At 68.1% G+C, this 24,545-nt stretch carries 25 protein-coding genes; 11 read left to right on the forward strand and 14 right to left on the reverse strand.

The features are described 5' to 3' along the window. Positions 1–46: 46 nt before the first annotated feature. The 3 genes from ACPCXD_RS22305 to ACPCXD_RS22315 are packed head-to-tail and all read right to left on the reverse strand — an operon-like array spanning position 47 to position 3,788. On the reverse strand, positions 47–901 hold the full coding sequence (locus ACPCXD_RS22305; RefSeq protein ID WP_423661159.1) for an FAD binding domain-containing protein: 855 nt from the start codon (positions 899–901) through the stop codon (positions 47–49). Continuing rightward, positions 898–3,297 carry a xanthine dehydrogenase family protein molybdopterin-binding subunit gene (locus ACPCXD_RS22310; protein ID WP_271036046.1) on the reverse strand — a complete coding sequence of 800 codons (2,400 nt, stop codon included), beginning with the start codon at positions 3,295–3,297 and terminating at the stop codon, positions 898–900. Before ACPCXD_RS22310 ends, ACPCXD_RS22305 begins: the two co-directional genes overlap by 4 nt. Before the next feature lie 2 nt (positions 3,298–3,299). Continuing rightward, positions 3,300–3,788 carry a (2Fe-2S)-binding protein gene (locus ACPCXD_RS22315; RefSeq protein WP_026061373.1) on the reverse strand — a complete coding sequence of 163 codons (489 nt, stop codon included), beginning with the start codon at positions 3,786–3,788 and terminating at the stop codon, positions 3,300–3,302. Positions 3,789–3,931: 143 nt separating this feature from the next. Here ACPCXD_RS22315 and ACPCXD_RS22320 point away from each other — a divergent pair, with 143 nt between their 5' ends. Continuing rightward, positions 3,932–4,747 (forward strand): mycofactocin-coupled SDR family oxidoreductase, encoded by an 816-nt coding sequence (locus tag ACPCXD_RS22320; protein WP_120283790.1) that lies wholly within the window; start codon positions 3,932–3,934, stop codon positions 4,745–4,747. On the opposite strand, the gene ACPCXD_RS22325 is transcribed toward ACPCXD_RS22320, so the two are convergent. The 5 genes from ACPCXD_RS22325 to ACPCXD_RS22345 all read right to left on the reverse strand — a co-directional run bounded on the left by ACPCXD_RS22325 (position 4,735) and on the right by ACPCXD_RS22345 (position 8,834). After that, positions 4,735–5,877, reverse strand: coding sequence for an XdhC family protein (locus ACPCXD_RS22325; RefSeq protein ID WP_159417187.1), 1,143 nt, complete (start codon positions 5,875–5,877; stop codon positions 4,735–4,737). The two genes, ACPCXD_RS22320 and ACPCXD_RS22325, sit on opposite strands and share 13 nt — an antisense overlap. Continuing rightward, the gene (locus ACPCXD_RS22330; RefSeq protein WP_088899513.1) at positions 5,870–6,982 is read right to left on the reverse strand and encodes a vWA domain-containing protein; all 1,113 of its coding nucleotides are present in this window, start codon (positions 6,980–6,982) and stop codon (positions 5,870–5,872) included. Before ACPCXD_RS22330 ends, ACPCXD_RS22325 begins: the two co-directional genes overlap by 8 nt. Further along, positions 6,979–7,872: an AAA family ATPase gene (locus ACPCXD_RS22335; RefSeq protein ID WP_423661160.1), complete on the reverse strand. Its 894-nt coding sequence runs from the start codon at positions 7,870–7,872 to the stop codon at positions 6,979–6,981. The genes ACPCXD_RS22330 and ACPCXD_RS22335 overlap by 4 nt, the downstream gene beginning before the upstream one ends. Positions 7,873–7,928: 56 nt before the next feature. Next, positions 7,929–8,141, reverse strand: a complete 213-nt coding sequence (locus ACPCXD_RS22340; protein ID WP_037190626.1) for a hypothetical protein — start codon at positions 8,139–8,141, stop codon at positions 7,929–7,931. Between the two features lie 363 nt (positions 8,142–8,504). Then, positions 8,505–8,834 (reverse strand): MerR family transcriptional regulator, encoded by a 330-nt coding sequence (locus ACPCXD_RS22345; RefSeq protein ID WP_026061371.1) that lies wholly within the window; start codon positions 8,832–8,834, stop codon positions 8,505–8,507. 159 nt (positions 8,835–8,993) lie between these two features. Between ACPCXD_RS22345 and ACPCXD_RS22350 the strand changes: the two genes are divergently transcribed. After that, positions 8,994–9,419 (forward strand): Hsp20/alpha crystallin family protein, encoded by a 426-nt coding sequence (locus ACPCXD_RS22350; RefSeq protein ID WP_145690456.1) that lies wholly within the window; start codon positions 8,994–8,996, stop codon positions 9,417–9,419. 56 nt (positions 9,420–9,475) lie between these two features. Here the strand turns inward: ACPCXD_RS22350 and ACPCXD_RS22355 are convergent, their stop codons facing one another. Beyond that, the gene (locus ACPCXD_RS22355) at positions 9,476–10,657 is read right to left on the reverse strand and encodes a zinc-dependent alcohol dehydrogenase (RefSeq protein ID WP_423661161.1); all 1,182 of its coding nucleotides are present in this window, start codon (positions 10,655–10,657) and stop codon (positions 9,476–9,478) included. 261 nt (positions 10,658–10,918) lie between these two features. On the opposite strand from ACPCXD_RS22355, the gene ACPCXD_RS22360 reads away from it, so the two are divergent. Then, positions 10,919–11,164 carry a DUF6480 family protein gene (locus ACPCXD_RS22360; protein WP_024102438.1) on the forward strand — a complete coding sequence of 82 codons (246 nt, stop codon included), beginning with the start codon at positions 10,919–10,921 and terminating at the stop codon, positions 11,162–11,164. 34 nt (positions 11,165–11,198) lie between these two features. Here the strand turns inward: ACPCXD_RS22360 and ACPCXD_RS22365 are convergent, their stop codons facing one another. Further along, positions 11,199–11,663, reverse strand: coding sequence for a response regulator (locus ACPCXD_RS22365; RefSeq protein ID WP_174479677.1), 465 nt, complete (start codon positions 11,661–11,663; stop codon positions 11,199–11,201). Beyond that, a complete protein-coding gene (locus ACPCXD_RS22370) occupies positions 11,660–13,300 on the reverse strand; it encodes a sensor histidine kinase (protein WP_423661162.1) in 1,641 nt (546 codons plus the stop codon). The genes ACPCXD_RS22365 and ACPCXD_RS22370 overlap by 4 nt, the downstream gene beginning before the upstream one ends. A 264-nt stretch (positions 13,301–13,564) precedes the next feature. On the opposite strand from ACPCXD_RS22370, the gene ACPCXD_RS22375 reads away from it, so the two are divergent. Further along, a complete protein-coding gene (locus tag ACPCXD_RS22375; protein WP_202400343.1) occupies positions 13,565–14,437 on the forward strand; it encodes an LLM class F420-dependent oxidoreductase in 873 nt (290 codons plus the stop codon). Between the two features lie 87 nt (positions 14,438–14,524). On the opposite strand, the gene ACPCXD_RS22380 is transcribed toward ACPCXD_RS22375, so the two are convergent. Together ACPCXD_RS22380 and ACPCXD_RS22385 are read right to left on the reverse strand one after the other, a co-directional pair. Continuing rightward, positions 14,525–15,295: a thioesterase family protein gene (locus tag ACPCXD_RS22380; protein WP_145690461.1), complete on the reverse strand. Its 771-nt coding sequence runs from the start codon at positions 15,293–15,295 to the stop codon at positions 14,525–14,527. Continuing rightward, positions 15,292–15,951, reverse strand: coding sequence for an SACE_7040 family transcriptional regulator (locus tag ACPCXD_RS22385; RefSeq protein ID WP_423661163.1), 660 nt, complete (start codon positions 15,949–15,951; stop codon positions 15,292–15,294). Before ACPCXD_RS22385 ends, ACPCXD_RS22380 begins: the two co-directional genes overlap by 4 nt. Positions 15,952–16,040: 89 nt before the next feature. Here ACPCXD_RS22385 and ACPCXD_RS22390 point away from each other — a divergent pair, with 89 nt between their 5' ends. The 5 genes from ACPCXD_RS22390 to ACPCXD_RS22410 are packed head-to-tail and all read left to right on the forward strand — an operon-like array spanning position 16,041 to position 22,120. Next, positions 16,041–17,636, forward strand: coding sequence for a carboxyl transferase domain-containing protein (locus ACPCXD_RS22390; RefSeq protein ID WP_423661164.1), 1,596 nt, complete (start codon positions 16,041–16,043; stop codon positions 17,634–17,636). An 8-nt stretch (positions 17,637–17,644) separates the two neighbouring features. Further along, on the forward strand, positions 17,645–19,648 hold the full coding sequence (locus tag ACPCXD_RS22395; RefSeq protein WP_423661165.1) for an acetyl-CoA carboxylase biotin carboxylase subunit: 2,004 nt from the start codon (positions 17,645–17,647) through the stop codon (positions 19,646–19,648). After that, positions 19,648–20,811 carry an acyl-CoA dehydrogenase family protein gene (locus ACPCXD_RS22400; RefSeq protein WP_423661166.1) on the forward strand — a complete coding sequence of 388 codons (1,164 nt, stop codon included), beginning with the start codon at positions 19,648–19,650 and terminating at the stop codon, positions 20,809–20,811. The genes ACPCXD_RS22395 and ACPCXD_RS22400 overlap by 1 nt, the downstream gene beginning before the upstream one ends. Further along, a complete protein-coding gene (locus ACPCXD_RS22405) occupies positions 20,808–21,302 on the forward strand; it encodes a MaoC family dehydratase (protein WP_258260067.1) in 495 nt (164 codons plus the stop codon). The genes ACPCXD_RS22400 and ACPCXD_RS22405 overlap by 4 nt, the downstream gene beginning before the upstream one ends. Further along, complete coding sequence (locus tag ACPCXD_RS22410) at positions 21,299–22,120, forward strand: HpcH/HpaI aldolase/citrate lyase family protein (RefSeq protein WP_423661167.1); 822 nt, start codon at positions 21,299–21,301, stop codon at positions 22,118–22,120. The genes ACPCXD_RS22405 and ACPCXD_RS22410 overlap by 4 nt, the downstream gene beginning before the upstream one ends. A 7-nt stretch (positions 22,121–22,127) precedes the next feature. Here ACPCXD_RS22410 and ACPCXD_RS22415 read toward each other — a convergent pair whose 3' ends face one another. Continuing rightward, entirely contained in the window at positions 22,128–22,901 is a 774-nt protein-coding gene (locus ACPCXD_RS22415) for an IclR family transcriptional regulator (RefSeq protein WP_423661168.1), read from the reverse strand. Positions 22,902–23,103: 202 nt separating this feature from the next. Between ACPCXD_RS22415 and ACPCXD_RS22420 the strand changes: the two genes are divergently transcribed. Then, positions 23,104–23,865, forward strand: a complete 762-nt coding sequence (locus ACPCXD_RS22420; protein WP_059384402.1) for a CoA transferase subunit A — start codon at positions 23,104–23,106, stop codon at positions 23,863–23,865. A 3-nt stretch (positions 23,866–23,868) separates the two neighbouring features. Further along, a complete protein-coding gene (locus ACPCXD_RS22425) occupies positions 23,869–24,522 on the forward strand; it encodes a CoA transferase subunit B (RefSeq protein WP_423661169.1) in 654 nt (217 codons plus the stop codon). Positions 24,523–24,545 lie beyond the last annotated feature (23 nt).

A 24,545-nucleotide genomic window follows, 5' to 3' on the forward strand; every position in this document is an offset into this window, starting at 1 on the left:
TTTCCGAACAAGTGGTCCGGGATCTCGGTGTTCGGCGTGGAAACGCCTAGACCCCGGAGGCAGTGGTGACCGCTCGTCGGGTGAGTACCCGGGTGAGGTGGCTCCGATACTCGGCGTCGGCATTCCCGTCGGTCATGGGAGCCGTGCCGTCGGTGGCGAGCTCGGCGGCCTCGCGGATCGTCTCTGCCGTCGCGGGCTTGCCGACCAGCGATTCCTCGACGCCGCGTGCCCGGACCGGGACGGCCGCCATGTTCGTGAGCGCGATCCTCGCCCGCTCGATGGTGCCGCCGGACGCCTGCAGGGTCGCCGCGACCCCGACGATCGACCACTGCTGGGCCGCGCGATGGAACTTCTCGTAGCGCGCCGACCAGCCCGTGTGCTTGGGAATCCGGACCTCGACGAGGATCTCTCCGGGTTCGACCGCGGTCGTGAAGTAGTCCTGGAAGAAGTCGTCCGTCGCGATGGTGCGACGCCCGGACGGACCGGCCACGGTGAAGGTCGCTTCGAGCGCCACGGCCGGCGCCGCGAGATCCCCGGCCGGATCGGCGTGCACGAGCGACCCGCCGAACGTGCCGCGGTGCCGGATCTGAGGATCGGCGACGGTCGCCGTCGCCTCGGCCAGCAGCCGTGCGTGCTCCGCGACGAGCGGGTCGTGCAGCACGTCGTGGTGGGTGGTGGTCGCGCCGATCACCAGGGCGTCGCCGTCGTCGCGGATGCCCCGCAGTTCGGGGATCCTGCCGAGGTCGACGAGCACCGTCGGTGCCGCCATCCGCAGGCGCAGGACGGGCATGAGGCTCTGACCGCCGGCGATGACCTTCGCGTCCTCACCGGCCTCCGTCAGCGCGGCGACCGCTTCGTCGACGCTCGACGGGGCGACGTAGTCGAACGGGGCCGGAATCATTTCGTGCCTCCTCGGGCGTCGCGGAGCGCGTGCCAGATCCGCATCGGTGTACAGGGCATCTCGACGTCGGTGACGCCGAACGGACGGACCGCGTCGAGTACGGCGTTGACGACGGCCGGGGTGGAGGCGATGGTTCCTGCCTCGCCGACACCCTTGACACCCAGCGGATTACCGGGTGCCGGGGTGTCGGTGCGATCGGTGACGAAGGGCGGCAGATCCACTGCGGTGGGCAGCAGATATTCGGCGAACGACGAACTCAGCAACGTGCCCGACTCGTCGTGCACCGCTTCCTCGTACAAGGCCTGCGCGATGCCCTGGGCGAGTCCGCCGTGCACCTGACCCTCGACGATGAGCGGGTTCACGACGTGGCCGACGTCGTCGACGCACACGTACTTGCGGATGCGCGCGTGTCCCGTCTCGGTGTCGACCTCGATCGCGCACAGGTGTGTGCCGTGCGGGAACGAGAAGTTGTCGGGATCGTAGGTCGCCTCGGAGTCGAGGTTCGGTTCGACACCGTCGGGCAGGTCGTGCGCGGCGAACACCGCGAGCGCGACGTCGGTGAGCCCGACGGACTTCGACGTTCCCTTCACACGGAACTGTCCGCCCTCGAAATCCAGGTCGTCCTCGGAACATTCGAGCAGGTGCGCGGCGATCGGCCGGGCCTTGGCGACCACCTTCTCGGCGGCCTTCACGACCGCGATGCCACCGACCGCGAGCGAGCGGGAGCCGTAGGTGTCGAGACCGCGCGGTGAGCTCTGCGTGTCGCCGTGCAGGATCTCGATGTCCTCGAACGGAATTCCGAGCCGGTCGGCGACGATCTGACTCCACGCCGTCTCGTGGCCCTGACCGTGGGCGGACGAACCGGTGACGACCTCGACCTTGCCGGTCGGGAGCATGCGGATCGCGGCGTGCTCCCAGCCGCCGGCGCCGTAGGAGAGCGAACCGAGCACCCGCGACGGGGCCAGGCCGCACATCTCCGTGAACGTGGAGACACCGAGACCGAGTTGCACCGGGTCGTTGCGCTCGCGTCGTTCGGCCTGTTCGCGTCGTAATGCGTCGTAGTCGAACAACTCTCGGGCCTTGGCGGTCGCGGCCTCGTAGTTGCCCGAGTCGTAGGTCAGACCCGCGACGGTGTCGAACGGGAACTCCTCGTGCTTGATCCAGTTCTTCTCGCGGAGCTCGAGGGGATCCATGGACAGTTCGACGGCGAGCTCGTCCATGATGCGTTCGATCGCGAAGGTGGCTTCGGGGCGTCCGGCGCCGCGGTAGGCGTCGGTGGGCACCTTGTTGGTGAACACGTTGGTGCACGCGAACCGGTACGAGTCGAACTTGTAGATGCCGTTGAACATGAACGCACCGAGGATCGGCACACCCGGGGTGACGAGACGCAGATAGGCGCCCATGTCGGCGAGCAGTTCCACTTTCAGGCCGGTGACGGTGCCGTCGCGGCGCGCGGCGAGGGTCAGCTTCTGGACCTGGTCGCGGCCGTGGTGCGCGGCGAGCATCGACTCGCTGCGCGTCTCGGTGTACTTGACGGGCTTGTGCAGGCGACGCGCGATGAGGAGCGTGAGCACCTCCTCCGGGGTGACCTGCAGCTTGCCACCGAAACCGCCGCCCACGTCGGGGGCGATGACGCGCAGTTTGTGCTCGGGGAGACCGAGTGTCATCGCGAGCATCAGCTTCAGCACGTGTGGGACCTGGGTGGCCGACCACATGGTGATCTGCGAGGCGGTGGGGTCGACGACGACCGACCGCGGTTCCATGAAAGCGGGGATGAGCCGCTGCTGCCGGAAGGTCCGTTCGACGATCACCTCCGCGTCGCGGATCGCGTCCTCGACGTTGCCACCGCTACCGGCCTCGGCGGAGTCGAACACCCACGTCGCGCTGACGTTGGTGCCGAGATCGGGGTGGACGAGATCGCCGTCCTGCGCCGCGCTCTCGAGATCGAGCACGACCGGCAGGTCCTCGTAGTCCACATCGATCGCATCGAGGGCGTCGTGGGCCTCGTATGCGCTGCGGGCCACCACGACTGCGACGGCTTCACCCGCGAAGTGCACGGTGTCGACTGCGAGGGCCGGGGCGTTCGGGGTCTTCATGTCCTCGGTGATCGGCCACGCGCACGGCAGGCTGCCCTGCTCCTCGGCGAGGTCGGCACCCGTGTAGACGGCGACGACCCCCGGCTTGCCCCGGGCCTCGGAGACGTCGAGGCCGGTGATGCGGGCGTGCGCGACCGGGCTGCGCAGGATCGCGGCGTGCAGCATCCCGGGGAGCACGATGTTGTCGGTCCAGCGTGTGCGGCCGGTGATGAGGTGTTCGTCCTCCTTGCGGCGGCGTGCCCGGCCGAGTTCGGATTCGCCGGTTCCCTCGTCGGTGGTGGGATCCACGGTGCTCGTCATCGTCATACCTCCTGCGTGGCGGCCGGGTTCTCGCGCAGTCGCTGGGCGGCGTCACGCGCAGCGGCCACGATGTTCTGGTATCCGGTGCAGCGGCACAGATTTCCTTCGAGGCCGTGCCGGACGTCCTCGTCGCTCGGATCGGAGTTCTCGGAGAGCAGGTCGATGGTCGCCATGATCATCCCGGGCGTACAGAAGCCGCACTGCAGGGCGTGCTTCTCGCGGAACGCCTCCTGGACCGGATGCAGGCTGCCGTTCGTGGAGAGCCCTTCGACGGTGGTGACCGCGTGTCCGTCGGCCTGTACCGCGAGCATCGAGCACGACTTGACGCTGTGGTCGTCGAGCAACACGGTGCAGGCGCCGCAGTTGCTCGTGTCGCAGCCGACCACCGTGCCCACCTTCCCGAGTCGATCTCTGAGGTAGTGGACGAGAAGCAGTCGCGGTTCCACGTCGTCCGTGTACTGCGTTCCGTCTACGGTGACAGTGATGCGCATCGACCCTCCAAGTACCTCGCGTAGCGCAGTGATACAGATCACTGACACTCTGCTGCATATCGCGCGTGGAAAGGACCCGAATCGCCGAAATCGCCTTCGTGCTCGCGTCGATCGGAGGCGGAAGCCGCCACGAGAGGAACCGCATGACCCGTCGCCTCGAGGACAAGGTCGCCTTCATCACCGGAGTCGCGCGTGGTCAGGGCCGCGCCCACGCGGTCCGGCTCGCGCAGGAGGGTGCGCAGATCGTCGGTATCGATCTCGCCGGTCCGCTGCCGGGTGTTCCCTACGATTCCCCCACGGTCGAGGACCTCGACGAGACGCGCCGGCTGGTCGAGGCGGAGGGCGCGAAGGCGCATCTGGTGCAGTGCGACGTCCGCGATCTCGACGGTACGAAGGCGGTGCTCGAAGAGGGTGTCGCGCAGTTCGGCGGTCTCGACGTCGTGGTCGCCAACGCGGGGATCTGCATCCCGCAGACGTGGGACGAGATCACCCCCGAGAGCTTCCGCGACACCCTCGACATCAACGTCACCGGTGTGTGGAACACGATCACCGCGGCCGCCCCGTACCTCATTGCCCGCGGCGGCGGTTCGATCGTCGTGACCAGCTCGCTCGCCGGCGTGAAGCTGCAGCCGTTCATGGTGCACTACACGACCAGCAAGCACGCCCTCGTCGGGATGGCGCGGGCCTTCGCCGCCGAACTCGGACAGCACGACATCCGGGTCAACAGCATTCATCCGGGCGCGGTGAACACGCCCATGGGATCGGGTTCGATGCGCGAACGCATCGCGCAGACGGCCGAGAGCAACCCCCGGCTCGGCGGCATGACCATGCCCTTCCTGAACAAGTACATGGCCGAGGCGGACGAGATCGCGAACATGGTCGCCTTCCTCGCGTCCGACGAGTCCGCCTTCGTCACCGCCCAGAGCTTCGCGATCGACGGTGGTGCTCAGTACTTCTGAGCGCCGATGTGCTCCTCGTGGGCATGGATCGGTCCGCGTGTCTCCGCGAGGCGGCCGCCGCCTCCACCCCAGCGCAGCGCGATGATCTCGGCGGCGATCGACACCGCCGTCTCCTCCGGGGTGCGGGCCCCGAGGTCCAGGCCGATCGGCGACGACAGGCGTGCCAGTTCCTCCTCGGTCAGTCCCGTCTCCCGCAGACGCTCCATCCGGTCGTCGTGCGTGCGGCGCGACCCCATCGCTCCCACGTAGGCCACGTCGAGCCGTAGCGCGACCTCGAGGAGCGGTACGTCGAACTTCGGGTCGTGGGTGAGCACCGTGATGACGGTGCGGGCGTCCACGCGTCCGGCCTCGGCCTCGGCGGCGAGATAGCGGTGCGGCCAGTCGACGATCACCTCGTGGGCGCCGGGGAAGCGGGCCTCGGTGGCGAACACTCCACGCGCGTCGCACACGGTCACCGTGTAACCCAGGAACGAGCCGAGCCGGGCCATCGCCGACGCGAAGTCGATCGCCCCGAACACGATCAGCCGCGGTGGGGGCTGGAAGACGTTGACGAACACCGACATCCCCTCGCCGCGACGCTCACCGTCGGTGCCGTAGTGGAGGGTGCCCGAGCGTCCAACCTCGAGCAGGCCGCGCGCGTCGTCGACGACGGCGTCGTGCATGCGGGACGAGGCGAGCCGGCCGTCGGCGCGGTCGCGCCACACGACCATCCGTCGTCCCCGTACCGCCGGGTCGGGATGGGCGGTGACGGTCGCGAGCGCGACGGGTTCGCCCGCGCGGACGGAGCCGAGCAGGTCGGTGAAGGCGGGGAAGGACGCGGCGTCGATCCGTTCGACGAAGACGTCGATGATGCCGCCGCAGGTCAAGCCGACGGAGAAGGCGTCGTCGTCGGAGACCCCGTAGCGCTGCAGCACCGGCAGCCCGCTGTCGATGACGGACCGGCCGAGTTCGTAGACGTCGCCTTCGACGCACCCACCCGAGACGCTGCCGGTGACGGTGCCGTCCTGCGCGACCAGCATCGATGCACCCGGTCCCCGGGGCGCCGAACGGAAGGTCGAGACCACGGTGCCCACCGCGACGGCCTCTCCGTCCCGGTACCGCCGGTCGAGCTCGTCCAGAATTTCACGCACGCCGAACCTCCTCGAGAAGTTCTTCCAGTGTCGCGAGGCTGTGTCCCGCGAGCAGACGATCGATGTGCGGCAGGGCCGCGGAGATACCCGACTGGATCGGTTCGTATCCGGCGCCGCCGGCGTGCGGGTTCACCCACAGCACGCGGTGCGCGAGGCGATGCAGCTGCGCCATGCGTTCCCCGAGTAGCGAGGCGTCGCCGCGCTCCCAGCCGTCGGAGAAGATCACGACCACCGCGCCGCGCGCGAAACCCCTTCGCCCCCAACGGTCCAGGAACGCACCGAGCGTGTCGCCGAGACGTGTCCCACCCGCCCAGTCGGGAACCGCACGCGAGGCCCCGGCGAGCGCGATCTGCGGGTCGCGGGCACGCAGCGCCCGCGACAGGCGGGTCAGCCGCGTGCCGAGGGAGAACACCTCGGTGGACGACGGTGCGGCACGCGTGACGACGTGCGCGAACCGCAGGAGCGCGTCGGCGTAGGGAGTCATCGAGCCGGACACGTCGATCAGCAACACCACCCGGCGCGGTCTCGTCGCCCGTGCACGATGCCGTGGTCGGACGGGTTCGCCTCCGCTCGCCAGCATGTCGCGCAGGGTGTGCCGCGGATCCACCGGTCCGCGGCGGGAGGGCTTCGACCGCAATCCCCGACGCGTCGGCGGACGGGGCTCAAGCCGCGCGAGCAGTTCGGCGAGGTGGGCGCGTTCCGCGGTCGTCAGTTCGGCCACGTCGCGGTGCCGGAGGACGTCGGTGTCGTCCGCCGCGACCTGCAGTCGTGGCGCGTCGTCGCCGGAGTCGCCGTCGGCGCCCTCGCCTCGGGTCAGCGCGGCGATCCGCGCGGTCCGGGTGCGTTGCCCGTGGGTGCGCGAGCCGGTGGGGACGGTGTCGCCGAACCAGTGGACGAAGGTCGCGTCGTAGCGGGCCGTGTCGTCCGGTGTGCGGCACAGCGTGGCGCGGCCCGCCCAGTAGACCTGGACGGGATCCCCGACGTCGACGTGCGCGAGGGCGTCGAGATAGGTGGCGGTGGCATCGAGGGCGACGGGCAGTCCTGCGGCGGCGAGGGCGCGGCAGAAGCCGGCCAGCCCGACGACCGGACCAGGGGCGGTCGTCATCCGGCGCTCGAGAGGTCGAGTCCGGCGCGGGTTACCCGGTCGATGTCCTCACGGTACTTCAGTACGGCACCGAGTGTCGCCGCAGCGGTCGCCGCGTCGAGGACGTCGCGGTCGAGGGCGATCAGTGCGCGCGCCCAGTCGAGGGATTCGGCGATCCCCGGTGGCTTCAGGAGGTCCTGTTCGCGGAGCGAGCGCACCGCACGGGCGATCTGCTCGGCCAGGGGGCGCCCCAGACCGGGCAACCGCCGCTGCAGGATCGCGACCTCGCGTTCGAGATCGGGATGCTCCACCCAGTGGTACAGACAGCGGCGCTTGAGCGCGTCGTGCACCTCGCGGGTCCGGTTGGAGGTGAGCACCACCAGCGGTGGGACCTCCGCGCGGATCTCGCCCAGTTCGGGGATCGTCACCGCGTTCTCGTCGAGCAGCTGGAGCAGGAAGGCCTCGAACTCGTCGTCGGCGCGGTCTATCTCGTCGACGAGCAGCACGCACGGCGAGTCGGTGAGCGCCTGCAGCAACGGGCGGACGAGGAGATAACGCTCCGTGTAGAGGGAACGCTCGGCGGTATCCGCATCGAGCACACCGTCGCTCGCCGCTTCGAGCGAGCGCAGATGGAGCAACTGCCGGGGAAAATCCCAGTCGTAGAGGGCTTGCGAGGCGTCGATGCCCTCGTGGCACTGCAACCGGACCATCGGCAGATCCAGGGCCTGAGCGAGAGCCGCTGCGAGCGAAGTCTTCCCGGTTCCGGGTTCGCCTTCGCAGAAGAGCGGCCGGCCCATACGCATCGCAAGGAAGACGACGGTCGCCAGTCCGTCGTCGGCGAGATATCCCGTGGTCTCGAGAGCAGCCGAGAGTTTCTCGGGTGAATCGATACGCGTCGCGTCGCCGGTCATGAAGCGAGCCTAGATGCTCACCCGCCTCCCGACCGGCGACTGCGACAACTATCGGCTCAACCGTCGGCGTGCGCGAGCGGCGCGAACTCGCCGGTGAACAGTGTTGCGCATCCGGGGCACAACGTCGTCGGATGGGTGGCCCAGCCGTTCATCTGGGCATAGAGCTCTGCCTGCAGCTTGCTCTGTGCGGCAGTGCGGTAGCAGTGATCGCAATGGTCGCAACGGAAGACCCACCGGCCACCGGAGAGCGGGTCGCGGTGCGGCATCATGTCCACCTCGATATCAATAACTCGGTATCTGCGAATCGATGTCGTGGAATGGTCGGATCGTGCCGGTTCCTCTCAGGGAACCGACTTGCCCATGACGCGGGCCCACCATCCGTCCAGCGGGCTCGGATCGGGCCAGCGGATCGTGTCGTCTGCGATGTGATTAGGCCGGAATACCGTGTCCTGCTGTCCCTGTCCGATATTCGGTGAATCGTGCTGTGCATTGCGCACTGAGGTCACCCCTTATTGCTATCGGTGCGTCACTTGGCGGACGCACTCCTACGCACCTCTGAGGCGTTCTTGAATCTTAGCCCGGTTCTCCTGAACCGGCCCGGTCTTTCTGCTGTTTGCGCAGGTAGAGGAGGTCTAGGAAGTATGCGGCGGGGGAGGGGGTCTGCTGTCCAGAGTGGAGCGCAGACGGTCGTTGTCCTCCCTGAGGGCCGCGTTGTTCGCCTCGAGTTCGAGGATCCGGGCGATTCCGGCGATATTGATTCCGGAGCCCACCAGTTCGACGATCCGTTGGACGATCTCGAGATCGTTGTCGCTGTAGCGGCGCGTTCCGCCTGCCGTGCGTTCGGGGTTCAGCAGCCCTCGGCGTTCGTACAGGCGCAGGGTCTGCGGGTCGAGTCCCGACAGTTCGGCGGCCACCGAGATGCCGTAGACCCCGCGCCGGGCGCGTAACGGATCTGGCGTCATCGTTTCCTCCGGAGTCGGGGTTCTCGGGTCGCGCCGCGGTCACCCGCAGCCTTGACCGAACCTTATCACAGGGCCATAATAAATCTGTGTCTACAGACACAGATAATCGAACAGAGTGTGGCCGTCACGAACGGCCGGACAGTCGGAGGTGACAGACCGATGTTGATGCGCACCGACCCGTTCCGCGATATCGATCGCTTCACGCAGCAGGTGCTCGGGACCATGGCACGGCCCGCGGTGATGCCGCTCGATGCATGGCGAGAAGGCGACCGTTTCGTTGCCGAGTTCGATCTCCCGGGCGTCGACGCCGACTCGATCGACCTCGATGTCGAACGCAACGTGCTCACTGTGCGCGCGGAACGTCCGGAAGTCGACCGGGACAAGGAATTCGTCTCCACCGAGCGGCCGAGAGGTGTCTTCACTCGTCGACTGTTCCTCGGTGACACCCTCGACACCGATCGGATCGAAGCGCAGTATCGCGGTGGTGTTCTGCGCCTGACGATTCCGGTCGCAGAGAAGGCGAAGCCCCGCAAGATCTCCGTGATCGACGCGGAAAGCAACGGACAGGCCGCGATCGAGAAGTGAACCGCTACGACGAACCGGGCCCGGGAACCATCCCGGGCCCGGTTCGGCTGCGTCCACTACGGTTTGAGTCCGATCTTGATGGCGCCGTCCTGCTTCTTCTGGAAGATCTCGTACGCGTGAGGCGCGTCGTCGAGCGGGAGGCGGTGGGTCGCGAAGTCGTCGACCCCCAACGGATCCTCGTCGGTCAGCAGCGGCAGGATCTCCGGGACCCAGTTCAACACGTTGGCCTGACCCATGTGGAGACGGATCTGCTTGTCGAACAGGGTGAGCATCGGCATCGGATCCGCCGCCCCGCCGTACACACCGCTCAGCGAGACCGCACCACCACGCCGCACGACGTCGATCGCGGTGTACAGCGCGTGGAGACGGTCCACTCCGGCCTTCTCCATGAACGGCTCGGCGATCGCCGACGGCAGGAAACCGGCGGCACTCTGGGCGAGCTTCGCGACGGGCGAGCCGTGCGCCTCCATACCCACGGCGTCGATCACCGAATCGGTGCCGCGCCCGTTCGTCATGTCACGGATCATGTCGCCGGGGTTGTTGTCGACCTCACGCAGATCGACGACCTCGATACCGCGGGACGCCGCGCGGGCCAGTCGTTCGGGAACCATGTCCACGCCGATCACGCGAGCACCCTTGTGCGCCGCGATGCGCGCGGCCATCTCACCGATGGGGCCGAGGCCGAGCACCGTGACACTGCCGCCGTCGGGGATCTCCGCGTACTCGACGGCCTGCCACGCGGTGGGCAGCACGTCGGAGAGGTAGACGAAACGGTCGTCGGCCGGCCCTTCCGGGACCTTGATGTGGGTGGCGTCGGCATGGGGGACGCGCAGATATTCGGCCTGCCCGCCGGGCACGCTGCCGTAGAGCTTCGAGTAGCCGAACAGGGCGGCACCGGTGCCCTCCTCACGGACCTGCGTGGTCTCGCACTGCGAATGCAGGCCGTGGGTACACATGAAGCACTGGCCGCAACACACCTGGAAGGGGATCACCACCCGGTCACCGGGCTTCAATTTCGTGACGCCGGAGCCGACCTCCTCGACGATGCCCATCGGTTCGTGACCGAGGATGTCGCCGGGAGTCATGAAGGCTCCCAACACCTCGTACAGGTGCAGATCGGAGCCGCAGATGTTGGTGGTGGTGACGCGGATGACGGCGTCACCGGCCTCCTGGATCGTCGGATCGGGCACCGTATCGACGCTCACGTTGCGGCGCCCCTGCCATGTCACTGCCTTCATGTCGCTCCTCGGCTCCTCGGGTGCAGGAATGTCGGGTCGTACCCGGCACGTGTCCCTCGATGCCTACCCGCGCTCGGAGCGGGCAAACGCCGGACCGGAATAGGTCGCCTGCCGCAGGAGGCCAGGATTGCGGAGTGCGGGGTTTGCGGAGTGCGGGGTTTGCGGAGTGCGGGGGAGAGGTAGGTCGCCGTAGAACCGAATTCACCGCGACACACGTCTGCGGCCGCTCTACGGGAGCGCAGCCGCACAGAAGGAGGTCAGGTGACCACGTCGGACCCCGAACATCATGGAAACCAGGATCCCGACCCTGCACGCACCCCGGATCTGGAACCCGGCGGTGGCGTAGCGCCCGGATCGACGCCCCCCGATTCGGGGACGACGTCCGGGCTGTCCGCACCGGAGCCCGACACGAGGAAGCGATTCCCCATCAGCGGGTGGCTCACGCTGCTCGCCGTCGCGGTGATCGTGATCATCTTCGTGGTCGCGATCTTCGGCATCCTGTCCTGACGGTTCGGCCGGAGCCGCGCCGCGGAGCTTCTCGTCAGCGTCCGCGACGCGGTAGCCGCACGACCTGCACGAAGAATTCGTCGATCTGCTTCACGGCACCGATGAACTGGTCGAGATCGACCGGCTTGGTGACGTACGCATTGGCGTGCAGCTTGTAGCTGCGGAGAATGTCCTCCTCGGCCGACGAGGTCGTGAGCACCACGATCGGGATGTCGGACAGTTCCGGATCGGACTTGATCTTCGTCAGCACCTGCCGGCCGTCGTACTTCGGCAGGTTCAGGTCGAGCAGGATCAGATCCGGGCGCGGCGCACCCTCGTACTCGCCCCGGCGGTACAGGAAGTCGAGTGCTTCCGCCCCGTCGCGGACGACGTGGAGGGCGTTGCCGATCTTGTTGTCCTCGAATGCTTCACGGGTCATCAGCTCGTCGCCGGGATCGTCCTCGACCAACAGGACGTCCACCGGTCGGGCAGCGGGATAGGTCACGATCGTGCTCCTCATGACGTTGTCCCCTGCTTCTGCTCGACGGGGCGTGATGCGGTTCCGAGGGTGAAGCAGATTCGAGTGCCCTCGGTATGAGTATCGCCGTACTCGGTGTCGATCCAGATTCTTCCCGCGTGATACTCGACGATTTTCTTGCACAGCGCCAGTCCGATACCGGTGCCCTGGTAATCGTCGCGAGGATGCAGCCGCTGGAAGATGACGAACACCTTCTCGGCGTACTCGCTGTCGATCCCGATGCCGTTGTCGGTGACGCAGAAGTGCCACCGCGGACCGTCCGACTCGTCCTCGGCCTTTTCGCACTCGATCCTGATCACCGGGGTGCGATCGGGATGGCGGAACTTGATGGCGTTGCCGACCAGGTTCTGCCACAGCATCGTCAGCAGAGTGGGGTCACCGGTGAGCTCGGGGAGGTCGTCGGGGCGTTCGATCTGCGCCTGTGACTCCTCGATGGAGGCGGAGAGGTTGAACAACGCCTTCTCGAGCGGTCGGCCGAGGTCGACCCGGACGTAGGCGTCGTGGACGCGTCCGACCCGGGAGAAGGCGAGTAGATCGCTGATCAGCACCTGCATCCGTTTCGCGCCGTCCACGGCGTATTCGACGTACTGCCGTCCGCGATCGTCGAGGACGTCGCCGTACCGCTTCTCGAGCAGCTGGCAGAAGGACGCGACCTTCCGCAGCGGTTCCTGCAGGTCGTGCGATGCGACGTAGGCGAACTGCTCGAGTTCGGTGTTCGAGCGACGGAGTTCCTCGGCCTGGGAATCGAGATCCTCGGTCTGTTTCGCGAGCAGGGTCTGCTGCTTCCGGGAGTCCGCCAACGCGTCCGCGATACGACCGCGCATCGTCTCGACATCGAGGGCGAGTGCCCGGATGTCCTTCGGTCCCTGGGGGTAGATGTGCTGGTAGAAGTTCTCCTCCAGCGCGACCCGGCGGCTGGCCCCGCGGAGCCTGGCGAGCGGCACGGCGACGAGGTTGTGGACGAGAACCACCGTGGCGAGACCGGTGAGGATGAACGTGATCACCATCGCGATCAGCACCGAATTGCGGATGGTGCGGGACTCCGCGAGTTCGTCGAGGTCCTCCGCCAGGACGTTGGAGAGCGCGCTGTTCTCCTGGGCGAACATCGACCGGATCTCACCGAAGGCCAGCCGGTCCTGCTCCGCCAGGGCCGGATCGACGGGACGCGGCTCCCCGGGGACGACGGTCTCGATGATCGGCTCTGCGTACTGCGTCCGCCACTGCGCAGCGGCGGCCTCGATGGTGTCGATGTCGGCGAGCAGATCCGGATGCTCGGCGAGGAGCACGCGAAGACGATCGAGCGCGACCTGCTGGTTCTCCTGACCCGCACGGTACGGCCCGAGGAAGACGGGTTCGGTCGTGAGCGCGTACCCGCGGACCGCGGTCTGTTGATCGAGCAGAGCGGTCTGCAAGTTGAAGGCCTGCCTCATCGCCGGCTGGATCCGCTCGGTCACCTCGTCGGTGATCTGCACGGTGCGCTGGATGAAGATCCCGCCCACGATCGAACCGACGACGGCGAACACCGCGAGGAGCGCGAACGCCAACTGGAACCAGCTCTGCACGGCCAGCCGCGAGGAGATGCGCTCGATACGCGGTTCGGGAACCGAAGGATCCCTCATCGCTGCACCGTCGCTCCGACTTCGGCGGAACGCACGAAACCGATCACATCCACCCCAGCTTCCCGGTCCGTGCCCGATTCGCGCCTACGGGCGACGAATCCCGACGGCGGTGCGGTCCCGGACCTGTCGGTCTGCGAACACACGTATGGACGGGCTGTCTGTTGAACCCGAATGCGAACTGTAGCCGACCGGTGGAGCCGTCCCGATCCGGCCACGGGCCGAAGCGGCTGCACCGAGTGTCGGAACGCGACTAGGGTCGGTCGCATGACACGACGAGTGAGTGTGTGGGGTGGCGCGTTCTGGCTCGGTCGGAAGGTTCGCGAGCAGGCGCTCGGCGCTGCCCGCGAACTGGAGGAGCTCGGGTACTCCCGGTTGTGGACGTCCGGCGGATTCCAGGACGGTTTCCCCTCCGTCTACGGGGAACTGCTCGCGGCGACGACGACGCTCGAACTGGCGAGCGGCATCATCAGCATCTGGCACGCCGACCCGGAGACCACGGCCGCTGCGGTCGCCGATCTGGAGTCGCGGTATCCCGGTCGTTTCCTGCTGGGAGTCGGAACGAGTCACGCTCCCGTCGTCGACGCGCGGGAGAACACCAGCTACACCAAGCCCTACAGCCGGATGGTCGAGTACCTCGACGGTCTCGATGCGGCGTCGACGCCGGTGCCCACCGATCGCAGGGTCCTCGCGGCGCTCGGCCCGCGCATGCTGAAGCTGTCCGCCGAGCGCGCGGCAGGAGCCCATCCGTACTTCGTTCCGCCCGAGCACACGGCGGTCGCGCGTGAGGCCCTCGGCTCGGAGCCGTTGCTCGCGCCCGAGGTGGCCGTCGTCCTCGAAACCGACGAGACCGTCGCGCGCGGCATCGCCCGCGAGTACATGCGCGGTTATCTCGCGCTGCCGAACTACTCGAACAACCTGCGTCGTCTCGGGTACACCGACGAGGACCTCGCCGACGGTGGCAGCGACGCCTTGATGGACGTGCTCATCCCGTGGGGTGATCTCGACAGCGTCGTCGCCGGCATCGAGAAGCACTACGCCGCCGGTGCCGACGAGGTGGCCATCCAGGTGCTCACCGCGGATCCGTTCACCTTCCCGAGCGAGGGCTACCGGCAGCTCGCGTCCGCGCTGCTGAGCTGAGGCCACCGAACCCCGAGGGCGCCGCACCCCGAGGTCACCGAACCTCGAGGTCACCGGACTCCGAGACCTCCGGACCGGTGCGGCCGCTCAGATCGGCCGCACCGTGAGGATCTGGGACATCGTGCCGATCGGGCCGGTCGCATCGTGCAGCACCGTGCTCGTCAGGCCGATGCCGTCGGCGCCGAACGAGACCGACGTATCGAAGCCGATCCATTCACCGCGGGGTTCGGCGAACAGGTGCACGGTCAGATCGAGGTTGGGGAAGGCGACCGTCCTCGGATCGGCACGCACCGCCATGCCGTTGGCGATGTCGAACAGGCCGGCCGTGGCGGCGAGATCGCTGACCTTCTCGGCCTCCACGAGCGGAAGATCGGTACGCACCCAGAACGAGGCCCGTCCGGGTGCGGTCGAGACGCGACGCACCTCCACCGAGTCGATGAATCCTCCCGGCCACAGCGTCGTCGGGTCCCAGGGTTCGCAGTCCTCGGGCGACGGGATCGGCTGCAGCGTGGTGCCGGCGATCTCCGCGGTGGGGCGAGTCTGCATCAGCCACGCGCGGGCACGCACGATCGCGCGCCCGTCGTAGGCGAGTGTCGCTTCCACGAGTTCGATGGTGCGTCCGGGCCGCAGGACCTCGACGGTCGTGACGACGGGACCGACGGGCACGGTGCCGAGGATGTCGTACGACAGGCGTCCGATCGCGAGGTCGTCGTCGCGCCGCGCGTCGCGGTCGCATTCGACGACGTGGGCGATCAACCCGAGGGCGGGCGCGATGTGCTGCTCCGCCTCGTTCCACGCCCCACCGACGTGTTCGGTGGCGCGGAAGGAGGTCGGGCCGAGTCGTTCGAAGTAGCTCATGCGGTCTCCGTTCGTGCCGGCTCTGCCGCGAGAGCCGAGGGGGTCATAGCGAGAGCTGCCAGTGCCATGCGTCGCAGCACCGCGCGGGTGCCTTCGGGGGAACGCGGGTCGGCACTGTGCGGTGTCGAGTTGATGAGTCCGAAGGTCGCGTGCGCCATCGTGCGCGCATCGGATTCGGGCAGTGCGGGGTCGATGCGGCGCAGGACGTCGACCCAGATCTCGACGTAGCGCCGCTGGGTCACCCTCACCTCCCGCTGCCCCTCGTCGGGGAGGGACGTGAACTCGCGGTCCTGCACGCGGATGAGATCGGGCTCGCCCAGCGCGAAGTCGAGATGGAAGTCGACCAGCCCCTCGAGGGCGTCGCGCGGGTCGGGCGTCGTCTCGGCGACCTGCGTGCCACCTGCGAGGAGGCGGCGGCTGATCTCGACGAGGATCTCGACGAGCAGGGCGTCCTTGTTGGGGAAGTGCCGATACACGGCGGGTCCGCTGATCCCCACGGCCGCACCGAGATCCTCGAGGCGGACCCCGGGGAATCCGCGTTCGGCGATCAGGTGCGCCGCGGCACGCAGGAGGTCCCGTCGGCGTTCCGCCTTGGCGAGGCTACGCCGCGTCGGGCGTCCCGATGCGGTCGAGACGTCGATCGCGGACTCGGTCATGAAAATCTCCGCTCGGTGTGGTCTGGACAACTCGGTTAATCATAACTAACCTAGATTTCAGTTAATGGCGATTAGTCGATCTACCGAGGATGGTGTGCGTGACAACCGCTGAGACGGCCTCGACAACCAGCCGCGACCAGCATGAACAGCTGGTCGGAGAGCTCCGAGACAAGCTCGCTGCCGCAGCACTGGGCGGCAGCGAGAAAGCCCGGGAGCGGCATGTCGCGCGCGGCAAGCTGCTTCCCCGCGACCGCGTGGACGAACTGCTCGACACGGGTAGCCCGTTCCTCGAACTGTCGCCCCTCGCCGCCGACGGCATGTACGACGACGAGTGCCCCGGCGCCGGCATGATCGCCGGTATCGGCCGCGTCGCCGGCCGCGAATGTGTGATCGTCGCGAACGACGCCACCGTCAAGGGCGGCACCTACTACCCGATCACGGTCAAGAAGCATCTGCGGGCGCAGGAAGTCGCGCTGCAGAACAACCTGCCGTGCCTGTACCTCGTCGACTCCGGTGGTGCCTTCCTGCCGCGGCAGGACGAGGTCTTCCCCGACCGCGAGCACTTCGGCCGCATCTTCTACAACCAGGCCACCATGAGCGCCAAGGGGATTCCGCAGATCGCCGCGGTCATGGGCTCGTGCACCGCCGGCGGCGCCTACGTCCCTGCCATGAGCGACGAGGCCGTCATCGTCCGCAACCAGGGCACCATCTTCCTCGGTGGCCCGCCGCTGGTGAAGGCCGCGACCGGCGAGGTCGTCACCGCGGAGGAACTCGGTGGCGGCGACCTGCACTCGAAGGTCTCCGGCGTCACCGACCACCTGGCCGAGGACGACCGCGACGCGCTGCGCATCGTGCGCGACATCGTCTCCACCTTCGGTCCGCGCACCCCGCGTCCGTGGGACGTCGAACCCATCGTCGAACCCGAGGCCGACCCCACCGAGCTGTACGACGTGGTGCCCACCGACTCGCGCATCCCCTACGACGTGCACGAGGTCATCGACCGCGTCGTCGACGGCTCCTCGTTCCACGAGTTCAAGGCCGAATACGGCAAGACGCTCGTCACCGGCTTCGCCCGCATCCACGGCCACCCGGTCGGCATCATCGCGAACAACGGTGTGCTCTTCGGCGAATCCGCCGTCAAGGGAGCGCATTTCATCGAACTGTGCGACAAGCGCTCGATCCCGCTGGTGTTCCTGCAGAACATCTCCGGCTTCATGGTCGGCCGCGACTACGAGGCCGGCGGCATCGCCAAGCACGGCGCGAAGATGGTCACCGCCGTCGCGTGCGCCCGGGTGCCGAAGCTGACCGTCGTCATCGGCGGTTCGTACGGCGCCGGCAACTACTCGATGTGCGGTCGCGCGTATTCGCCTCGCTTCCTGTGGATGTGGCCCAACGCCCGCATCTCCGTCATGGGTGGCGAGCAGGCCGCCTCGGTGCTGGCCACGGTGCGCTCCGACCAGCTCGACGCCTCGGGCAAGCCCTGGACGGCCGAGCAGGAGGAGGAGTTCAAGGCTCCGATCCGCGCCCAGTACGAGGAACAGGGCAATCCCTACTACTCGACCGCGCGCCTGTGGGACGACGGCATCATCGATCCCGCAGACACCAGAAAAGTTCTCGGACTGGCACTGTCGGTGTGCGCCAACGCCCCGCTCGAGCCGGTTTCCTACGGCGTCTTCCGGATGTGAGTGCACCCATGACTGATACGACTCGGATCGACACGGTGTTGGTCGCCAACCGCGGTGAGATCGCGGTGCGCGTCATCCGCACCCTGAAGGCGATGGGCATCCGCTCGGTCGCCGTGTTCAGCGAGGCCGACCGCGACGCCCGGCACGTGCAGGAGGCCGACACCGCGGTGCTGCTCGGACCCGCCGCGGCGCGTGAGAGCTACCTGGTGATCGACAAGGTCATCGACGCGGCGCTCGCCACCGGTGCACAGGGCATCCACCCCGGCTACGGATTCCTCTCGGAGAACTCGGCTTTCGCTGCCGCGTGCGCCACCGCCGGTATCGCCTTCCTCGGCCCGTCGGCCCACGCGATCGAGACCATGGGCGACAAGATCACCGCCAAGGCCGCGGTGTCGGAGTTCGGCGTTCCCGTCGTGCCCGGCATCTCCCGGCCCGGTCTGAGCGACGACGAACTGATCGCGGGCGCCGAGGAAGTCGGCTATCCCGTGCTCGTCAAACCGTCCGCCGGTGGTGGCGGCAAGGGCATGCGCCTCGTCGAGGACCCGAAGTATCTGCCCGCCGCGCTCGAATCCGCCCGTCGCGAAGCGGCGTCGGCATTCGGCGACGACACCCTCTTCCTCGAGCGGTTCGTCCAGCGCCCCCGGCACATCGAGGTCCAGGTCCTCGCGGATGCGCACGGCAACGTCGTCCACCTCGGCGAGCGCGAGTGCAGCCTCCAGCGACGGCACCAGAAGGTCATCGAGGAAGCGCCCTCGCCGTTGCTCGACGAGGCCACCCGCGCCCGCATCGGCGAGGCCGCGTGCAACACCGCGCGTAGCGTCGACTACACCGGCGCCGGCACCGTCGAGTTCATCGTCTCCGCCGACAAGCCGGACGAGTTCTTCTTCATGGAGATGAACACCCGACTGCAGGTCGAGCATCCGGTCACCGAGATGGTCACCGGCCTCGACCTCGTCGAGTGGCAGGTGCGTATCGCCGCGGGCGAGCCGCTCGGGTTCACCCAGGACGACATCACGCTCACCGGTCACGCGATCGAGGCCCGTGTCTACGCCGAGGATCCCGCTCGCGGCTTCCTCCCGACCGGTGGCGAGATCGCCGACGTCGTCGAGCCCAGCGGCCCCGGGGTACGCGTCGACTCCGGTATCCGCGCCGGCACCGTGGTCGGCAGCGACTACGACCCGATGCTCGCCAAGGTCATCGCCCACGCCGACGACCGCGCCGGAGCGCTGCGTCGCCTCGACCGGGCGCTCGCGCAGACCGCCGTGCTCGGCGTCGTCACCAACGTCGACTTCGTGCGGTTCCTGCTCGCCGACGACGACGTCGTGGCCGGTGCGCTCGACACCGGACTCCTCGACCGCCGGGTCGGCGACTACACGGCCCCCACGACCATCGATTCCACGCTCGTCGCCGCGGCGATCCTGCGGTGGCTCGACCGCTGGGCGGGCGAGACCACCGACCCGTGGGCGGTGCCCGACGGATGGCGCGTCGGTGCCCACCGGCCCGTCACGTCGCGGCTCACCTCCGGCGACCGCACCGCACACGTGCGCCTGACCGGAACCCCGGCGGCCGGTGTCGCCGAGGTCGAGGACGGCGAGACCTACCGGTTCAGCGCCGTGCTGCACGGCTCCGATCTGGCGGTCGTGCTCGACGGCCGGCGTCACAGCTACCGCGTCGGCGAATCCGATGGTGCGGTCTGGCTTTCCGACGGCCACGGCAGCGTCGCCGTCCGCGAGGTGCGCGAGGCATCGGTGCGCGGCGACGACGCGCACGCCGGCGACGCCGACATCGCCAGCCCGATGCCCGGCGCCGTCATCGCGGTGTCCGTCGCCTCCGGCGACACCGTCACGGCCGGGCAAACGCTCGTCGTCGTCGAGGCCATGAAGATGGAACATTCGCTCACCGCTCCCATCGACGGCACCGTCGAACTGTTCGCGGCCGCCGGTGAGCAGGTCAAGGTCGATCAACTTCTCGTGCGGGTCACCCCGCACGCCGACACGGAAGAGACACAGTGATGACGGAATACCTGGCCACGGGCCAACTTCCCGACGAGTACGAGCAGCTGCGCAAGACGGTCGCCGACTTCGCCCGCACGGCGGTCGCGCCGGTCGCCGCCAAGCACGACGCCGAGCACTCGTTCCCCTACGAGGTCGTGCAGGGCATGGCCGAGATGGGCCTGTTCGGCCTGCCGTTCCCCGAGGAGTACGGCGGTATGGGCGGCGACTACTTCGCGCTGTGCCTCGCGCTCGAGGAACTCGGCAAGGTCGACCAGTCCGTCGCCATCACCCTCGAGGCCGGTGTCTCGCTCGGTGCGATGCCGATCTACCGCTTCGGCAACGAGAAGCAGAAGGAGGAGTGGCTGCCGCAGCTCGCGAGCGGTCGCAATCTCGCGGCCTTCGGTCTCACCGAGCCGGGTGCGGGCAGCGACGCCGGAGGCACGAAGACCACCGCCAAGCTCGAGAAGGGCGAGTGGATCATCAACGGCAACAAGCAGTTCATCACCAACTCCGGCACCGACATCACCTCGTTGGTGACCGTCACCGCCGTCACCGGTGTGCGGGAGAACGGCAAGAAGGAGATCTCCACGATCCTCGTGCCGGCCTCCACGCCGGGCTTCACCGCCGAACCCGCCTACAACAAGGTCGGCTGGAACGCCTCCGACACGCATCCGCTCACCTTCGCCGACGTGCGGGTGCCCGAGGAGAACCTCCTCGGCGAGCGGGGCCGCGGCTACGCCAACTTCCTGCGCATCCTCGACGAGGGCCGCATCGCGATCGCCGCGCTGTCGACCGGCGCCGCGCAGGGTTGCGTCGAGGAATCGGTGAAGTACGCCAAGGAGCGCGAGGCCTTCGGCAGCCCGATCGGCAGCAACCAGGCCATCGCCTTCAAGATCGCCCGCATGGAGGCACGTGCGCACGCCGCACGCACCGCCTACTACGACGCCGCCGCCGCGATGCTTGCCGGCAAGCCGTTCAAGAAGCAGGCCGCGGTCGCCAAGCTCGTCGCGTCCGAGGCCGCGATGGACAACGCGCGCGACGCGACGCAGATCCACGGGGGCTACGGCTTCATGAACGAGTACGCCGTGGCGCGCCACTACCGCGACAGCAAGATCCTCGAGATCGGTGAGGGCACCACCGAGGTGCAGCTCATGCTCATCGGACGGGAGCTGGGACTGTGAGCGAGACCGACACCGCCGTGGAGAAGCGGATCGTCCAGCGCGGCCTGTGGTTCGAGGAATTCGAACTCGGCGCGATCTACGAGCACCGCCCCGGCCGGACGATCACCGAGGCCGACAACACGCTGTTCACGACGCAGACGATGAACACGCAGGCGCTGCACCTCGATGCCGCCTACGCCGCCGAGACGAGTTTCGGTGAGCGTCTGGTCAATTCGATGTTCACGCTCTCGACGATCGTGGGACTGTCGGTCGCCCAGCTCACGCAGGGCACGATCGTCGCGAACCTCGGGTTCTCCGAGATCTCCTTCCCCAAGCCGCTCTTCCACGGCGACACGCTCTACGCCGAGACGAAGATCGTCGACAAGCGCGAGTCGAAGAGCCGGCCGGGGGAGGGCATCGTCACCCTCGAACACACCGGTCGCAACCAGCACGGCGACGTCGTCGCCGTCGCCGTGCGCAAGACCCTCGTCCAGAAGAGGCCCACGACATGACCTGGGAACTCCCCGGCCCCGCATGGCTTTTCTGTCCCGCCGATCGTCCGGAGCGCTACGCCAAGGCCGCCGAACGCTCCGACGTGGTGATCATCGACCTCGAGGATGCCGTCGCACCGGCCGACAAGCAGGCGGCCCGTGAGGCGCTGATCGCCACCCCGCTCGACCCCGAGCGCACCGTGGTACGGGTCAACCCGGTGGGCACGGCCGACCACGAGGCCGATCTCGAGGCGCTGCGCCGTACGTCGTACACGCGGGTCATGCTGCCCAAGTGCGAGAGCGGCGACGAGGTGCGCTCGCTCGCACCGCTCGAGGTGGTCGCGCTCATCGAGTCGCCCCTCGGGGTGCTCGCGGTGGAGGACATCGCCGTCGCCGAGAACACCCTCGGAATGATGTGGGGTGCCGAGGATCTCGTCGCCGGACTCGGAGGCAACGCGAGCCGTCGCGCCGACGGGACGTACCGCGCGGTCGCGCAGCACGCCCGGTCGGTGACCCTGCTCGCCGCGAAGGGTCACGCCCGCTGGGCGCTCGACTCGGTGTACCTGGACATCAAGGACACCGACGGTCTCCACGAGGAGGCCCTCGACGCCGTGGCGATCGGATTCGACATCAAGGTGTCGATCCATCCGAGCCAGGTCGACGTCGTCCGCCGGGCGTACGCACCCGCCCCCGAGGAGGAGGCGTGGGCGCGGCGCGTCCTCGAGGCCGCTGAATCGGAACGCGGCGTCTTCGATTTCGAAGGGAAGATGGTCGACGCCCCGGTGCTGCGCCACGCCGAGCGCGTGCTGCAGCGCGCCTCGGCTGCCGCCTCGGCATGACCGCGCGTCACCGGGGACGGTGACGCAACAACTGAGTGAGACGGTGGGCGCTGTCGAGCAGCGCCTCACCGAGTTCGGGCACACGATCGGGCCGGAACCGGCTCTCCACGCCGGTCAGACTCAACGCCCAGGTCGGGGCGCCGCGGTGATCGAACACCGCGGCGCCCATTCCCCAACTGCCCTCGACGATCAGCGCCGGATTGACGGCGTAGCCGGCCAGCCGTGTCGCCTCGATCCGCTTCTCCAGTGCGGGTCGCGCATGGTCCGGCCCCCAGTCCTCCGTGAGATCCACCCGCGACAGATACGCCTCGATCTCCTGATCGGGCATGTGCGCGAGGATCGCCAGCCCCGCCGACGCCACCCCGAGCGGGAACCGGATCCCGATGTGGAGCACGTGCGAACGCAGGGGGAAGCTGCCCTCCTCCATCGCCAGACAGACGGTCTCGTCGCCCCGTCGCGCGGAGAGGAAGGCGCTCTCGCCGGTCGCGCGCGCCAGATCGCGCAGCACGTCGCCCGCGAGATCGGTGATGTCGTAGCGCACCGAGGCGAGCGATCCCAGCAGGTAGAGCTCGGGTCCGAGGGACCAGCGTCCCGACGCCGGATCCCGGTCGACGAGCCCCTCGTCGGCGAGCGAGCTGAGCAGGCGGTGCACCGTGGGCCGGGCGAGATCGGTGGTGCGGGCGACCTCCGAGGTCGTCACCCCTTCCGGTTCGTGCGACGAGACGGTGCGCAGCAGAGCGGCGATCCGCGTGACCAGTTGACCCCGTGCATCGGACGACATGTATCGATTATACGTCCACTCAGTGAACGCATAAGGGGTCTCCGTTCGATGAACGACCAATTTTCGAGAGATTTCGGCAGGTACTTGTGTTCTCCACCTGCAGACTCTTTAGTAGAAACCAAGAATGTGACCGCGTTCATCCAGTGGACGTGATTCGTCCAGCGGAGCCCCGGCGGCTCCCCCGGAACCCGAGAGGTGAGAGTTGGCAACGAAAGTGTTCGAGACGGCGGCGGAGGCCGTCGCCGACATCCGTGACGGTGCGACGCTCGCGGTGGGCGGATTCGGACTGTGCGGTATCCCCGACATCCTGATCCAGGCCATCGCCGACACCGGGGCCACCGACCTCGAGGTGTTCTCCAACAACTGCGGCGTCGACGGCCACGGTCTCGGAATCCTGCTGGGCAGCAAGCGCATCAGCCGGGTCACCGCGTCGTACGTCGGGGAGAACAAGGAATTCGCCCGGCAGTACCTCTCGGGTGAGCTCGAGGTGGAGCTGACCCCGCAGGGCACTCTCGCCGAGAAGCTCCGCGCCGGTGGCGCGGGCATCCCCGCCTTCTTCACCCCCGCCGGCGTCGGCACCCCCATCTCGCAGGGCGGACTGCCCTGGAAGTACAACGCCGACGGCTCGATCGCCGTGGCGTCACCGGCGAAGGAGATCCGCGAGTTCCGCGGCAAGCGGTACGTGCTCGAGGAGTCCATCACCGCCGACTTCTCGCTCGTGCACGCCCTCAAGGGCGACACCGAGGGCAACCTGGTGTTCAACAAGGCCGCGATGAACTTCAACCCGCTCGCCGCGATGGCCGGCCGCGTGTGCATCGCCCAGGTCGAGGAACTCGTCGAGCCGGGCGAGATCGATCCGGGCGAGGTGCACCTGCCGGGAATCTTCGTGAACCGGGTCGTGCACACCGGTGTCCAGGACAAGCAGATCGAAAAGCGCACCGTCAGCGCCGCGAAGGGAGCGTAGAACATGACCACAGCTGTCGAGACACAGGGGTGGACGCGCACGCAGATGGCCGCGCGCGCCGCGCAGGAACTCGCGCCGGGGGAGTACGTCAACCTCGGTATCGGCCTGCCGACGCTGATCCCCAACTACCTGCCCGAGGGTGTGCACGTGACCCTGCACAGTGAGAACGGCATCCTGGGCACCGGGCCGTACCCCACCGACGACGCGGTCGACCCGGATCTGATCAACGCCGGCAAGGAGACCGTGACGGTCAACCCCGGCGCTGCCTTCTTCGACTCGGCGCTGAGCTTCGGCATGATCCGCGGCGGCCACATCGACACCGCCGTGCTCGGAGGCATGGAGGTCTCGGCCACCGGCGATCTGGCCAACTGGATGGTGCCCGGAAAGATGGTCAAGGGCATGGGCGGGGCGATGGACCTCGTCCACGGCGCCCGCAAGGTCATCGTGCTCATGGAGCACACCGACAAGCAGGGCAACCCGAAGATCGTCTCGGAGTGCTCGCTGCCGCTCACCGGTGAGGGCGTGGTGCAGCGCATCATCACCAACCTCGCGGTGATCGACGTGACCGCCGACGGCCTCGTCCTGACAGAGTGCGCCCCGGGCGTCACCGAGGAACAGGTGCGCGCCGCCACCGGAGCACCGCTCACCCTTCCCTGACGACCGGCCGGTTCCGCCTGCGG

The organism is Rhodococcus sp. AB351 (genome assembly GCF_049538275.1).
Classification (GTDB): domain Bacteria; phylum Actinomycetota; class Actinomycetes; order Mycobacteriales; family Mycobacteriaceae; genus Rhodococcus.